Annotated in this window: 14 protein-coding genes; 4 read left to right on the top strand and 10 right to left on the bottom strand. The window is 61.4% G+C overall.

Annotation, left to right across the window (positions count from 1 at the left end):
- The first annotated feature begins 20 nt into the window (after nucleotides 1-20).
- On the top strand, nucleotides 21-764 hold the full coding sequence (locus tag AC2FNS_RS08745; RefSeq protein ID WP_496688192.1) for a TIGR02186 family protein: 744 nt from the start codon (nucleotides 21-23) through the stop codon (nucleotides 762-764).
- A 3-nt stretch (nucleotides 765-767) separates the two neighbouring features.
- On the opposite strand, the gene AC2FNS_RS08740 is transcribed toward AC2FNS_RS08745, so the two are convergent.
- The 7 genes from AC2FNS_RS08740 to AC2FNS_RS08710 all read right to left on the bottom strand — a co-directional run bounded on the left by AC2FNS_RS08740 (nucleotide 768) and on the right by AC2FNS_RS08710 (nucleotide 7,664).
- A complete protein-coding gene (locus tag AC2FNS_RS08740) occupies nucleotides 768-1,496 on the bottom strand; it encodes an SDR family oxidoreductase (RefSeq protein WP_496712925.1) in 729 nt (242 codons plus the stop codon).
- A complete protein-coding gene (locus AC2FNS_RS08735) occupies nucleotides 1,493-3,025 on the bottom strand; it encodes an ATP-dependent DNA helicase (RefSeq protein WP_496682124.1) in 1,533 nt (510 codons plus the stop codon). The genes AC2FNS_RS08740 and AC2FNS_RS08735 overlap by 4 nt, the downstream gene beginning before the upstream one ends.
- Before the next feature lie 51 nt (nucleotides 3,026-3,076).
- The gene (locus AC2FNS_RS08730; RefSeq protein ID WP_496682126.1) at nucleotides 3,077-3,715 is read right to left on the bottom strand and encodes an acyl-homoserine-lactone synthase; all 639 of its coding nucleotides are present in this window, start codon (nucleotides 3,713-3,715) and stop codon (nucleotides 3,077-3,079) included.
- A gap of 82 nt (nucleotides 3,716-3,797) precedes the next feature.
- A complete protein-coding gene (locus tag AC2FNS_RS08725) occupies nucleotides 3,798-4,517 on the bottom strand; it encodes a helix-turn-helix transcriptional regulator (RefSeq protein WP_496712923.1) in 720 nt (239 codons plus the stop codon).
- A complete protein-coding gene (locus tag AC2FNS_RS08720) occupies nucleotides 4,456-4,674 on the bottom strand; it encodes a hypothetical protein (protein ID WP_496682143.1) in 219 nt (72 codons plus the stop codon). The genes AC2FNS_RS08725 and AC2FNS_RS08720 overlap by 62 nt, the downstream gene beginning before the upstream one ends.
- Before the next feature lie 205 nt (nucleotides 4,675-4,879).
- Nucleotides 4,880-6,166, bottom strand: coding sequence for a crotonyl-CoA carboxylase/reductase (gene ccrA, locus AC2FNS_RS08715; protein WP_496682128.1), 1,287 nt, complete (start codon nucleotides 6,164-6,166; stop codon nucleotides 4,880-4,882).
- 112 nt (nucleotides 6,167-6,278) lie between these two features.
- Nucleotides 6,279-7,664 carry a 1-acyl-sn-glycerol-3-phosphate acyltransferase gene (locus AC2FNS_RS08710; protein WP_496712921.1) on the bottom strand — a complete coding sequence of 462 codons (1,386 nt, stop codon included), beginning with the start codon at nucleotides 7,662-7,664 and terminating at the stop codon, nucleotides 6,279-6,281.
- 146 nt (nucleotides 7,665-7,810) lie between these two features.
- On the opposite strand from AC2FNS_RS08710, the gene AC2FNS_RS08705 reads away from it, so the two are divergent.
- From AC2FNS_RS08705 to deoD, 3 genes are all read left to right on the top strand, one after another.
- A complete protein-coding gene (locus tag AC2FNS_RS08705) occupies nucleotides 7,811-9,778 on the top strand; it encodes a protein meaA (RefSeq protein ID WP_496727580.1) in 1,968 nt (655 codons plus the stop codon).
- Between the two features lie 114 nt (nucleotides 9,779-9,892).
- Nucleotides 9,893-10,210, top strand: coding sequence for an H-NS histone family protein (locus AC2FNS_RS08700; protein WP_496682133.1), 318 nt, complete (start codon nucleotides 9,893-9,895; stop codon nucleotides 10,208-10,210).
- A 19-nt stretch (nucleotides 10,211-10,229) separates the two neighbouring features.
- Nucleotides 10,230-10,940 (top strand): purine-nucleoside phosphorylase, encoded by a 711-nt coding sequence (gene deoD, locus AC2FNS_RS08695; RefSeq protein ID WP_496682136.1) that lies wholly within the window; start codon nucleotides 10,230-10,232, stop codon nucleotides 10,938-10,940.
- 30 nt (nucleotides 10,941-10,970) lie between these two features.
- Here the strand turns inward: deoD and AC2FNS_RS08690 are convergent, their stop codons facing one another.
- From AC2FNS_RS08690 to AC2FNS_RS08680, 3 genes are all read right to left on the bottom strand, one after another.
- Nucleotides 10,971-11,816: an urea carboxylase-associated family protein gene (locus tag AC2FNS_RS08690; protein WP_496711666.1), complete on the bottom strand. Its 846-nt coding sequence runs from the start codon at nucleotides 11,814-11,816 to the stop codon at nucleotides 10,971-10,973.
- 325 nt (nucleotides 11,817-12,141) lie between these two features.
- Entirely contained in the window at nucleotides 12,142-12,288 is a 147-nt protein-coding gene (locus AC2FNS_RS08685) for a hypothetical protein (protein ID WP_496711665.1), read from the bottom strand.
- 136 nt (nucleotides 12,289-12,424) lie between these two features.
- On the bottom strand, nucleotides 12,425-13,204 hold the full coding sequence (locus tag AC2FNS_RS08680) for a succinate dehydrogenase iron-sulfur subunit (protein WP_496683194.1): 780 nt from the start codon (nucleotides 13,202-13,204) through the stop codon (nucleotides 12,425-12,427).
- Nucleotides 13,205-13,206 lie beyond the last annotated feature (2 nt).

The following is a 13,206-nucleotide window of genomic DNA, read 5'->3' as shown; positions in this document are numbered from 1 at the left end:
TGTTGCGCTGGATTCTAGCCATGGTGTTGCTGTCCCTGCCCGCTGCGGCAGCGCAGGAACAGGTCGTTCTGGGCCTCAGCCAAGACCGGGTCGCCATCACCGCCGATTTCGACGGTTCCGAAATTCTGATTTTCGGCGCCGTCAAGCGCGAGTCGCCCATTCCCGACGGGCCGCCGCTGGAGGTGATCGTGGCCGTGGCCGGCCCGTCCGAACCGGTCATGGTCCGCCGGAAGGAAAAGAAATTCGGCATCTGGGTCAACACCGACAGCGTCCTGGTCGATTCCGCGCCCAGCTTTTATGCCGTGGCGACCAGCGCCCCGTTCAACGAGATCATCAGCGACACCGAGGACCTGCGCTATCGGATCTCGATCAAGCGCGCGATCCGCTCGGTCGGGGCCGCGATGCATATCCGGCAGGCGCAGGACTTTGCCGAGGCGGTCGTCAGAATCCGCGAGGACGAAGGCCTGTATTCGATTCGTGAAAACACCGTTGCCGTGGATGAACAGACACTGTTCCGCACCTCGATCGACATGCCCGCTGACCTGACCGAAGGCGACTATCTGACCCGCATCTTCCTGATGCGCGGCGGTCAGGTGATTTCGGAATTCGAAACCACCATCGACGTGCGCAAGGTGGGGCTGGAGCGGTTCCTGTACAACATGTCCCGCCAGCAGCCTGTCTGGTACGGGCTGATGTCGCTGGTGATCGCGATCGCGGCGGGATGGGGCGCATCCACGGCCTTCCGGCTGCTGCGTGAAAGTTGAGGCCTAGCCGCGGCCGATATAGGGCATCGTGGTCGCCATGACGGTCATGAACTGAACATTCGCCTCGGGCGGCAAGCTGGCCATGTGCAGAACCGACCGCGCCGCATCCTCGACCGCCATCGTCGGGTCCGGCTCGCGCCCTTCGGCAATGGCCCGTTCAACCAGACCTTGCACCATCGGGGTACGCGCGTTTCCGATGTCGATCTGACCGCAGGCAATGCCGAAGGCCCGCCCGTCCAAGGACAGGCTGCGCGTCAAACCGGTTATGGCATGTTTGGTAGCGGTATAATGCACCGAGTTCGGACGCGGCACATGCGCCGCGATCGAGCCGTTGTTGATTATGCGTCCACCTTGCGGGCTCTGCCGCCGCATCGCACCGAACGCGGCGCGGGCGCACAGAAACATCCCATTCAGATTCACGTTGACGCTCTGATACCAGTCGTCCAGCGCGATCTCGTCGATCGTTCCGGCGGGCGGAAAAATGCCGGCGTTGTTGAACAGAACATCCAACCGTCCGGCCTGCACCTGAAACGCATCGAACGCTGCCGACACCGCTTGGGGGTCCGTCACGTCGGCCACCAGCGGAATAGCGTTTTCGCGCGCGGCGGCCATCTGGTTCAGCTTGTCCGCACTACGCGCCAGCAGGCCGACCTTCCAGCCCTGATCCAGAAACAGTTCGGCGGTGGCTCGCCCGATCCCCGAGCTGGCGCCGGTTACGATGATCGTCTTCATGTCTCCTCCGCCTCCAGCGTAAGTTTTGCGGCCGGGACCGCGCGCAGGTCGTCAACCTGCAACGGGTGGCTCGGCTTCGAAAGCCGATTGCGCACCACCCAGATCAGCCGCTCTTGCGCCCGGGTGATGGCCACATAGGCCAGCCGTTTCCAAAGGGGTTGCCCGGCCTCAGTCCGGCCCATCCGGGCGGCGGCGTAAAGGTCAGGGGCAAAGACCTGCACCGTGTCCCACTGCGAGCCCTGCGCCTTGTGGATCGTCACGGCGGCCCCATGCAGAAACGTGGCCCCCATGCGCGCGGCAAAGGGGATGAAGGGCTCTTCCTCGTCCGGTTTTTCGATCTGCACGATCGAAGCGGCGCTCACCTGCGGGTCCTCGGCCCCCATGACATGCAGCCGCGAGAACCCCGGCTTGCGCCCCGGTCCCAGATAGATCACCTGCGCGCCCTTGATCAGCCCGCGCGCCTCGAGGTCGAGCCGCTTCTTGCGGTGCTTCAGCGGCAGCTCGATCCCGTCGCAAATCAACGGTTCGCCTTCCAACAGCTCGGTCTCGGGGGCCCCATGCACCTGGCGGAAGGCCTGGATCAGCCGGATACGCGTCGCGTTCCGCCAGACCAGAACCGGGCTGCGGGCCATCAGGTCGACCTCGACCCGCTGGCCCCAGACCACGCGGTCATCCGTGCGGGCGGTCTGCTCGACAAGGCGTTCGAAATCCTCGAACCCCATCGCCGGATCGGCCAGCGCATGGGCCAGGTCCAGAATGGGGTTGTCGGCCTCTTGCCGGTGCACCCGGTGCAGGATCAGCTTGCGCGGTTCCGGCAAAGCATCGAACACCATCGACCCGGACTGGTTCACCGGCGCCAACTGCGCCGGATCGCCGAACAGCAGCAGGGTGGGAAAGATCTCCTTGAGATCCTCGAACTGCCGGTCATCCAGCATCGAGGCTTCATCGACGAACCCGATATCCAGCGGCTCGTCGCGCCGTTTCCAGCCGGTGATGAAATCCGACCCGCGCAGGCCGGCGGCGGCCAGAGCACCGGGGATGGACTTGTTGTTGGCGTAAAACGCGGCGGCGCGGTCCAGCGCCTCGTCGGTCAGGCCTTCAATCTCGGGGCGGTCGTCGTTGCCCGCCAGCCATTCGGCGATCCGCTCGTATTCCGGATCATAGACCGGCGTGTACAGAATCCGGTGAATGGTGGTGGCCGGAACACCGCGCAACCGCAACACGCTGGCGGCCTTGTTGGTCGGGGCCAGAATGGCAAGGCTGCGCTTGTCCTTCGATTTGCGGCTTTCATAGTCGCCCGAGACGATCTGAACTCCGGTCTCGGCCAGCGCCTTGTAAAGTTCGGCCAACAGCAGGGTTTTGCCCGACCCGGCCTTGCCGATCACCGCCATCACCCCCGACTCGCCTTGGCCGGGCAGCTTGAGCAGCGCATCGTCTTCCAGGTCCACGCCTGCGGTTTTCAGCATCTGGGCGATGCTGTCGAAGGCGGCGGCCTGGTCTTCGGAAAATGTGACCTTGGGCAGAGACATGGCGCGACCCTACAAGGCCGCGCCAGTCTGCGCCAGATGCGGAATCCAACGTCAGGCAGACAGTGCGAACCGATGCCGCGCGGTGGACCCGAAGGCTGTTCGGAACCACAGCCGCGACAGCTCGCGCGGGATGCCCGCCCGCTCGGCCACACGGTTGCAGTCCTCGGCCGAATAGGGCCACAGTCCGACCGAGATCTGGTCGCGCCCAGTTCCCTCCGAGCCCAGCACGATCGGAGACGACCCGATCAGGCGATAGATGCGAATCATGCGCGCATCAAAGACCCCCGCGATGTGGGTCAGGCCAAAGCCCTCCATCACTTCGCCGCCGCTCAGCATGATGGCACCGGCCGTGTGCGGGCTGGCCCCGCGCGACAGGCAGAATCGGGTCACTTCCCAGATCAGGGGGCTGCAAATCGGCCGACCTCCGGTCAGATGTCCAAACACGTCATTCACCATGACCGAGCCCGTCGTCGGCAGAATTCGCATGGACCCGCCATGGCTGCCATCCGGCTCCTCCCAGATCACATACAGCGGGTTCAGATCATCATACTGGTCCCGCTCCTCGCCTTTTTCGTTGACGTGAACGTCCCACCCCAGGCGGGTCTTGAATTGATCGGCGCGGTCGCGAAACATCCCCTCGGCCAATTTCGGAAATTTATGAAGTTCGTCAGCGTATAAATAACGCAGCATGACTTTTCCCCTTGTCGTCCAGTGCTGGAACGAAGGGGGTACAAAGCCATGGTTAATTTACTGTGTTTGGGGCGCGCGGCCCTTAAACCACTATTAATCCCCGGCTCAGGGCTTTTGCGATGGCGTGCGTGGTGTTCAACGCCCCCAGCTTGGCCCGCGCGCTTTCGATATAGACCCGCAGCGTGTGTTCGGAAATCGACAGGGAATGGGCGACCTGCGCCCGACTGTAGCCAAGGGCCAAAAGTGTCATGGCATCAATCTCGCGCGGCGACAGCGAACGGGGCGAATCCGGTTGCCGGGACCGCTCGAATTCCAGCGCCTTGCGGTTGAAATAATGCGCGATCAGGATCAGTTCGCGGCCATATGCGCCGATGAAGGCCTGCCACGCGTCATCCGTACATGAATTGTTCACGGTAAAGAGGGCAAACTGGCCATTCGGGCCGCGGATAGGTATCGAGTAGCCTTGATTGCCGACCCCGTGCGCCAATGCATCCTTCAAAAAGGCCTTGGCGACCTTGCCCGACCAGTCCAGCGCCTTCCAGTCAACCGGCTGGAACCGTTGAAAACAGCCCAGAATGACCGGATCGATGCGATGATAGTTGCGCTCCTGATAGCGCTCGGCCCAGGCGTCGGGATAGGTCGTGCACCCATATTGGTCGCCGCCGCCATCGACCCAGTGATACACGATGTGATCGATTTTCAGCTTGTCGCGAAGCCCGACGGCAACCGCGCCCAGCTCGTCAAGCGTGCTGGTGTTTTCCAAGTCCTCCAGGACCTGACTCAAATCGACCTGCGTTCCCATTCGACGGTGCCCGCGCCTCACGCTCGAGGGACGCAATCTCGGCCGCTGCAATCAGCTTCGTGTCATCAAGCTGTTCGGCCAAAGCCGTCAGCCCATTGGCAACTGCGAAGGCGTTGAGGTCCGACAGTACGTCCAGTATCCACTCATTCTGCGCCATCAGGGTCGCTCCGAAACAGTTAACGAAGGGTTAACACAACCATAACATGTGTGTGATTTTGTTGCATATTCGCTTCTTTCTACTCCCCAAAAATGGCGGGTCCGCAATCTCCAAGCGACTGAAGTTCAAGAAGGGGCTGCAAAACAGAAAACGCCCGCGAGTCGCCGGAACGATTCGCGGGCGTTGATGTGTTTCAACGCCCCGCTCAACCGCGGGCGTCCAAGACCTCCTCGAGGGTGCGTAGCCCGGTGCGCGGCGCCTGAACCAGAACCGACATGTTTCCTGGCTTGTGCTCGTTGCGCATCATCTTCATGTGGGCTTCGGGCAGTTCGTTCCAGGGGAACACCTCGGACATGCAGGGATCAAGCCGCCGTTCGAGCATCAGTCGGTTCGCCGCCGAGGCCTGCTTGAGATGCGCGAAATGCGACCCCTGCAGGCGTTTCTGGTGCATCCACATGTACCGCACGTCGAAGGTCAGGTTGTAACCGGTGGTGCCGGCGCAGATGACTACCATGCCGCCCTTCTTCACGACGAAGGTCGAGACCGGGAAGGTGGCTTCGCCGGGGTGCTCGAACACCATGTCGACATTCACGCCCTTGCCAGTGATGTCCCAGATCGCCTTGCCGAACTTGCGGGCCTCTTTGAACCACTCGGCATATTCGGGCGTGTTGACCGTGGGCAACTGGCCCCAGCAATTGAAATCCTTGCGGTTGATGACGCCCTTGGCGCCCAGCCCCATGACGAAGTCGCGCTTGCTTTCGTCCGAGATCACGCCGATTGCGTTGGCGCCCGCCGTGTTGATCAGCTGGATCGCGTAGGAGCCCAGACCGCCCGACGCGCCCCAGACCAGAACGTTCTGGCCCGGTTTCAGGTCATGCGGTTCATGCCCGAACAGCATCCGATAGGCAGTGGCCAGCGTCAGCGTGTAGCAGGCGCTTTCCTCCCAGGTCAGATGCTTGGGGCGCGGCATCAGCTGCTGCGCCTGCACGTTGGTGAATTGCGCAAACGACCCATCGGGCGTTTCATAGCCCCAGATCCGCTGGCTGGGTGAATACATCGGGTCACCGCCGTTGCATTCCTCGTCGTCGCCGTCGTCCTGGTTGCAGTGGATCACGACTTCGTCGCCGACCTTCCAGCGTTTCACCTTGTCGCCCACCGCCCAGACGATGCCTGATGCATCCGAGCCCGCGATGTGATATGGGGCCTTGTGGCCATCAAAGGGGCTGATCGGTTTGCCGAGCGAGGCCCAAACGCCGTTGTAGTTGACGCCCGCCGCCATCACCAGAACCAGTACTTCGTGGCTGTCCAGCTTGGGCACATCGACCACCTCCAACTGCATCGCAGTGTCGGGCTCACCGTGGCGCTCCTTACGGATGGCCCACGCATACATCTTCTTCGGCACATATCCCATCGGCGGGATTTCACCCATTTCGTAGAGGTCTTTTTCCGGTGCCTCGTAGGACGCGATGCCGCTGTCGGTGTCCAAAGCCATTGTGGCCTCCTCTGTCAAACATGTTCGCCGCGACGCAGAATCGCGCGCTTCATAGGCTGGAATATTGGCCCATGAGTAATTTTGCAACCCATTTCAGATCATTATTGTAATTTTATGACCCAGCAGCCGCAGAAATTTCTTTTGCAGCCGCAGAACCATCCGGGTCTTCGCTGATGGGCGCTGAGGCGGCATAATACTGCATCAGATCCAGCCGCTCGACCGATGGCGACAGCATACCGTTGTTTCTGCTCAGTATTCGCCGTTCGACCAGTTGTTCGATCGCTGGCGAAATAGCTTTCAGGTCTTCGTCCGTCGCGCCTTCCCGCCGCATCAGTTCGGCGATGCGTGACTGAACGTCAGACTCGGAGATGGTGCCGTTCTCGCGAACGAGCCAACACGCGGCGGGCGCTGGTACCAAAGGAATCGCCCGACCGATCCGACGCATCAGTTCTCGGGCCAGATCCGTCATCAAGTCCGGGCCAGCTTGTTTGCGGAACTCCTGCAGCGAAACGGGCAGGCCGAACCGAACCGAGGCCAAGCCGAACCGCTTGTAGCGCCCGATGATACGGCGCCATACCTGTTTCAGGCTCCACCTTGTGATCACGCCGATCCGAGCGCGAAACCGCCGTTCGCTGCCCAGGGCGGCAGCGGTCAGGATCGTATCCTCCAGCACCCTGTCATAGTTCAGCGCAACCGGCACGAACACCACATCCCGCCCATCGGGGCTGGTGCCGTCGATGATGTATTTCAGCAGCCCTAGCTTGGGTCGGCCCAGCGCCCCGGTCAGGCTTAGGCCACCTTCAGGAAACATCGCCTGCGTGACACCGGCATTGGTGGCCAAGCGCACATAGCTGGCCAGAACCTGCCGGTAGAGTTCGCTGCCGGACTTGCGCCGGATGAAATAGGCTCCCATCGCGCGGATCAACCGGCTGAGCGGCCAGACCCGTGCCCACTCGCCCACCGCATAGGACAGCGCCGACTGTTGCGCGGCCAAATAGGTCACCAGAACATAATCCATGTTGCTCCGGTGATTCATTACAAAGACCACGGTTGCTTTGGGATCGATCTCCTTCAATGCGGCCTCGTCCTCGTGGCTGAGGCGGACATTGTAGAACGCGTTGCTCAACCATCGAGCCAACCGAATGGCAAAGCTGAAATACATGAAGGCCGAAAACGACGGGACGATTTCCCGGGCGTATCGCCGGGCCTGCTCGAACGCGACCGCTTCGGGGATACCATGTTCTTCGGCGTGGTGCTGAACAGCCTGACCAACCTGCGGGTCATAGATCAGGCGTTGGATCATGTCATGACGCTCGGCCAGTTTGAACGGCTGGATTGGCCGTTGCAGGCGCTGGTTCAACTGTTCAACAGCCCGTTCAAGCCGGCGGCGAAAGAACCAGCGCACCGACGGGAACAGGAAATGCGAGGCAAAAGTGACCGCGGCAAACACCACGATCAGAACAAACAGCCAAATCGGTAGCTCAACGGTCTGCGTCATGCCGGCACAGTGCCATCAAACCGCCGCCGTCACAATCTGCAGCACGCCGTACATGCCGCAACGCAGCGAATTGACATATGCTGAAAATTGCGCTTTAGAACCCATGAGAGAAATTTTGTTACCCATCGACGCATGAGGCTCTGACCATGACGCAGACGCAGAAAGACCGCCCCTGGCTCATCCGAACCTATGCCGGTCATTCCACGGCCAAAGCCTCGAACGCGCTGTACCGGTCCAACCTGGCCAAAGGGCAGACCGGTTTGTCGGTTGCCTTCGATCTGCCGACGCAGACGGGTTATGACAGTGATCACACCCTGGCCCGGGGCGAGGTCGGCAAGGTCGGGGTGCCGGTCTGCCACCTGGGGGACATGCGGGTTTTGTTCGATCAGATCCCGCTGGAGCAGATGAACACGTCGATGACGATCAACGCCACAGCCCCTTGGCTGCTGGCGCTGTATATCGCGGTGGCCGAGGAACAGGGCGCCGATGTGTCCAAGCTGCAGGGCACGGTACAGAACGATCTGATCAAGGAGTATCTCAGCCGCGGCACTTATGTCTGCCCACCCAAGCCCTCGCTCAAGATGATCGCGGATGTGGCCGAGTACTGTTATTCGAACGTACCGAAATGGAACCCGATGAACGTGTGTTCCTATCACCTGCAAGAGGCCGGCGCGACGCCCGAGCAGGAGTTGGCCTATGCGCTGGCCACCGCCATCGCGGTCCTGGACGAGTTGCGTCCCCGCGTTCCGGCCGAGGATTTTCCGGCGCTGTGCGGCCGCATCTCGTTTTTCGTGAATGCGGGCATCCGATTTGTCACCGAAATGTGCAAAATGCGGGCCTTCGTCGATCTTTGGGACGAAATCCTGCAACAGCGCTATGGCGTGGAAAACCCCAAGTTCCGCCGATTCCGCTATGGCGTTCAGGTCAACTCGCTGGGCCTGACCGAGCAGCAGCCCGAGAACAACGTCTATCGCATCCTGATCGAGATGCTGGCCGTGACCCTGTCGAAAAAGGCGCGCGCCCGGGCGGTGCAATTGCCCGCCTGGAACGAGGCACTGGGCCTGCCGCGCCCCTGGGACCAGCAATGGTCGATGCGGATGCAGCAAATCCTGGCTTATGAGACAGACCTGCTGGAATATGACGACCTGTTCGACGGCAACCCGGTGGTCGATGCCAAAGTCGAGGAACTGAAGCAGGGCGCCCGGGCCGAGCTGGCCAATCTGGAGTCGATGGGCGGCGCGGTTGCGGCGATCGACTACATGAAATCGCGGCTGGTGGATTCCAACGCCGAGCGGCTCAACCGGATCGAGCGCAACGAGACCATCGTCGTTGGCGTGAACCGCTGGACCGAGGGTGAGCCCTCGCCGCTGCAGACAGAGGATGGCGGGATCATGGTCGTCGATCCGGCGGTCGAACAGGAACAGATCGATCGCCTGAACGACTGGCGTGCCGCCCGCGATGACGCCGCCGTGGTCGCGGCGCTGGCCGATCTGCGCGCCGCCGCGCAATCGGGCGCCAACATCATGGAGCCCTCGATCGCCGCGGCCAAGGCCGGCGTCACCACCGGCGAATGGGCCGAAGAGATGCGGCGCGTCTTTGGCACCTATCGTGGCCCGACGGGCGTTTCGGGGTCGGTCTCGAACAAGACCGAAGGCTTGGACGACCTGCGGGCGGCGGTGGATGCGGTCAGCGACCGCCTGGGGCGTCGCCTGAAATTCCTGGTGGGCAAACCAGGGCTGGACGGCCATTCCAACGGTGCCGAGCAGATCGCTTTCCGCGCCCGCGACTGCGGCATGGACATCACCTATGACGGCATCCGCCTGACCCCCGAGGAAATCGTGAAGTCGGCCATGGATCAGCAAGCTCATGTGATCGGCCTGTCGATCCTGTCGGGCAGTCACCTGCCGTTGGTTCAGGAAGTCATGACACGCCTGCGCGAAGCTGGCTTGGGTGATATTCCCGTTGTCGTCGGGGGCATCATCCCGGACGAAGACGCGGATCGCCTCAGATCGATGGGTGTTGCCAATGTCTATACTCCCAAGAATTTCGAACTGAATGCGATCATGGGAGACATCGTGGCGTTGGCAGATCCAAAAACGATCGCCGCAGAATAAAACAGAAATGAGCGCGCTTATTATTCGATTTCAGTAAAAAAGATTAGAAAACAAAGAAAGTTCTCCTTACCGTGTGCGGACAATTCGCAACCGAAATTGACAGGTACGGGGAAAATGGCGATCAATCTTGAAAAAATGTCGCGTCAGGAACTTCTGGAATTGCGCGGCCAAATCGACACGGCCTTGGAGAATGCCGAGGCCCGCGAGCGCGAAGAAGCCCTGAAAGCGGCTGAACAGGCCGCGGCGGCTTATGGGTTCTCGCTGTCGGACCTGACGGTGAAGGCGTCCAGATCTGGAAAGAGCGGCAAAGCCAAGGCAAAATACCGGAATCCGGCTGACCCTTCGCAAACTTGGACGGGGCGCGGGCGCAAACCGAAATGGGTACACGAAGCGCTGAAAGCCGGAGCAGATATAACCGATCTCGAAATCTGAATGAGGGTTTTGTACCAAAATGACAATTCACATTGGCGCCGAAAAAGGTGAAATTGCCGAAACCGTGCTTTTGCCCGGCGACCCCTATCGCGCGAAATGGGCAGCGGAAACTTTCCTGAGCAATGTCCGCCAGATCAACGATGTGCGCGGAATGCTGGGATTCACCGGCGAATGGAAAGGCAATCCGGTCACCATTCAAGGCAGCGGAATGGGAATGCCCTCGCTGTCTATTTACGTCAATGAACTGATCCGGGACTACGGTGCGAAAACCCTGATCCGCATCGGCTCGTGCGGTGGCATGCAGGAAAACGTCAAACTGCGCGATGTGATCATTGCGATGACGTCAACGACGCTCAGCACGCCGTCTCGGGGCATCATGAAAGAGATCAACTTCGCGCCCTGCGCCGACTGGTCGCTGTTGCAGGCGGCCGTGCAGGCGGCCGAGGCGAAAGGAACCCCGATGCATGTCGGCGGTATCTACTCGTCGGACGTGTTCTATGACGAACGCCCCGACCTGAACGAGCAGATGGTGCGCCACGGCATCCTGGGTGTCGAGATGGAGGCCGCCGAGCTGTATATCCTGGCCGCACGGCACAAATGCCGCGCTCTGGCGGTTCTGACCGTGTCCGATCACCTGCTGACCGGCGAGGCCCTACCCTCGTCCGAACGCCAGAGCAGCTTTGGCGACATGGTGGAAATTGCGCTGCACGCCGCCTTCCCGAACGCCTGAAGCCAACCGGCCCGGGGCTATTCCCGGGCCTCAGCGCCCGTGCGAGCGGTCATAGCCATTGGGCGCCGGGCTTTTCCATCCGGTCAACGTCCCCTCGGCAGGCGCAAACACTTCGACAAGCAGCGGATGACAGGCGGCGGTGTCCGATGAATGCTCGGCCGAGCAATCCCCGCCCGGGCATGCGCTGAGGTCGCCCAGCAGATCGATTTCAGCGAAAAACTCCAGATAGTCGCCCGGACGCACCGGCGACGCCTTCATGAAATACTGCCCGGTATCGCGGGTGAAGCCGGTGCACATGAACACGTTCAGCACGTCGTGCACGGCCGGCTCGGCCTCGGCCAGCGAAAGGCCCAGATGGTCGGCCAGCGCGCGGGTCAGGTTGGAATGGCAACACTGGTGATACTGCGTGCCCGACAGCAGATTGCCGGTGTAGGGGTCGCAGCGCGTTCCGATCACGTCATGCACCGACCCGCCATATTCGTCGATTCCATACCAGTCCAGCGTGTCGGCCACGATCGTCGCCATGGGGCGCAGATGGGGAAAGCTGGACCACAGCCGCTCGCCCGTCGTCACGTGGGTTCCGTGCAACGCGCGGGTCTTGCCTGAATAGAAACGCTCGGACAGGTCGTGCAGGCTCCACAGGTTCAGGTCACCGACCTGCGGGCCCTCGACCGAAGTAATGCGAAAGAAATGCCCAGCCGGAACCTCGAAACACCGCGCGTCGCGTGGCGGGACCAAAACCTCGCCCGTTTTGCGCGCGGTTGACCGGGCCGCCCCAAGCAGCGGCATGTCCGGCGCCGACAGGCTGTCATTGGGATAGCAGATCACCGGAGCGATGGCCCGGCGGGCGGCGGCGTCGGGTGGTGGGTTCGTCATGCTGCGTCCATCCATTTTTTCGACACAGTGACGCAGATCGCGTCGGTGGGAAACCCCAAGGATTCGCTGGCGCCGAAATGTCAGGTTCCGGTTCGCTCGCACTGGTTCGGCTGCGTCTCGGAACGGGACACGGCACCGCAGAATGCACAGCTCCAGATCCCGTCCTTCCGGTGTCGCCGCCACCGACAGTCCCGCGTCAGCGCCGACGTGCGCGATCGCCAATAGAAATAGGCGAATACACCGGCGGCGAGCAGGAGCAGAAGAATAGGCATGCCCCTGCTTCGCTCACATCGTGCCGATGTTCAAGCCCAACCCCCGCCGCACATCAGGCCGCGTTGGCGTATTCGAACAGTTCGGGTTCCTTGTCCTCGGCGTGTTTCGCCAGCGCGGGTGTAAAATAGGCCCAAGCCTGCTCCAGCAACTTCAGGGTTTCGGCTGCATCGGTTTTGGCGGTGCTGTTTTCGGTTTTCATCGGAGTGATCCTGTTTCCAATCCGTCACTCCTCCCCAGCGCCAAACATAAACCCGACCGGGGCGGCGCACATCCGATGATTTCACATGTGGGCCATGCACTTGCCGCAATGCGGCAAGTGCGGTCTTTGTTCGGGGTCAAACGGTGCGTTCGACCATCAGCTTCTTGATCTCAGCAATCGCCTTGGCCGGGTTCAGACCTTTGGGGCAGGTCTTAGCGCAATTCATGATCGTGTGGCAGCGATACAGCTTGAACGGATCCTCGAGCTGATCCAGACGCTCGCCCGTGGCCTCGTCACGGCTGTCGATGATCCAGCGATAGGCATGCAGCAGCGCCGCGGGGCCAAGATAACGGTCGCCGTTCCACCAGTAGCTGGGGCACGAGGTCGAGCAGCTGGCGCACATCACGCATTCATAAAGGCCGTCGAGCTTCTTGCGGTCCTCGATCGACTGCCGCCATTCTTTCGCAGGCCGGTTGGTCTTGGTTTCCAGCCACGGCATGATGCTGGCGTGCTGCGCATAGAAATGCGTCAGATCGGGGATCAGGTCCTTGACCACCGGCATGTGCGGCAGCGGATAGATCTTCACGTCGCCCTTGATCTCATCCATGCCGTAGATACAGGCCAGCGTGTTGATCCCGTCGATGTTCATCGCGCAGGAGCCGCAGATCCCCTCGCGGCAGGACCGGCGGAAGGTCAGCGTCGGGTCGATCTTGTTCTTGATGTAGATCAGCGCATCCAGGACCATCGGGCCGCAATCGTCCATGTCGACGAAATAGGTGTCGACCCGCGGGTTCTGGCCATCGTCCGGGTTCCAGCGATAGATCTGGAACTTGCGCACGTTGCTCGCCCCTTCGGGCTTGGGCCAGGTCTTGCCCGTCGTGATGCGCGAATTCTTGGGGAGGGTCAGTTGTACCATGT

This window comes from Ruegeria sp. BHSA191, from assembly GCF_059613325.1.
Note: the sequence above shows the minus strand (reverse complement) of the source record. Positions and strands in the feature narration are given on the sequence as shown.

Coding starts and splice junctions, on each gene's coding strand:
- AC2FNS_RS08680 (WP_496683194.1), bottom strand. CDS start 13,204: ATGGTACAACTGACCCTCCCCAAGAATTCGCGCATCACGACGGGCAAG.
- AC2FNS_RS08685 (WP_496711665.1), bottom strand. CDS start 12,288: ATGAAAACCGAAAACAGCACCGCCAAAACCGATGCAGCCGAAACCCTG.
- AC2FNS_RS08725 (WP_496712923.1), bottom strand. CDS start 4,517: ATGGGAACGCAGGTCGATTTGAGTCAGGTCCTGGAGGACTTGGAAAAC.
- deoD (WP_496682136.1), top strand. CDS start 10,230: ATGACAATTCACATTGGCGCCGAAAAAGGTGAAATTGCCGAAACCGTG.
- AC2FNS_RS08710 (WP_496712921.1), bottom strand. CDS start 7,664: ATGACGCAGACCGTTGAGCTACCGATTTGGCTGTTTGTTCTGATCGTG.
- AC2FNS_RS08690 (WP_496711666.1), bottom strand. CDS start 11,816: ATGACGAACCCACCACCCGACGCCGCCGCCCGCCGGGCCATCGCTCCG.
- ccrA (WP_496682128.1), bottom strand. CDS start 6,166: ATGGCTTTGGACACCGACAGCGGCATCGCGTCCTACGAGGCACCGGAA.
- AC2FNS_RS08735 (WP_496682124.1), bottom strand. CDS start 3,025: ATGTCTCTGCCCAAGGTCACATTTTCCGAAGACCAGGCCGCCGCCTTC.
- AC2FNS_RS08700 (WP_496682133.1), top strand. CDS start 9,893: ATGGCGATCAATCTTGAAAAAATGTCGCGTCAGGAACTTCTGGAATTG.
- AC2FNS_RS08720 (WP_496682143.1), bottom strand. CDS start 4,674: ATGGCGCAGAATGAGTGGATACTGGACGTACTGTCGGACCTCAACGCC.
- AC2FNS_RS08705 (WP_496727580.1), top strand. CDS start 7,811: ATGACGCAGACGCAGAAAGACCGCCCCTGGCTCATCCGAACCTATGCC.
- AC2FNS_RS08740 (WP_496712925.1), bottom strand. CDS start 1,496: ATGAAGACGATCATCGTAACCGGCGCCAGCTCGGGGATCGGGCGAGCC.
- AC2FNS_RS08745 (WP_496688192.1), top strand. CDS start 21: ATGGTGTTGCTGTCCCTGCCCGCTGCGGCAGCGCAGGAACAGGTCGTT.
- AC2FNS_RS08730 (WP_496682126.1), bottom strand. CDS start 3,715: ATGCTGCGTTATTTATACGCTGACGAACTTCATAAATTTCCGAAATTG.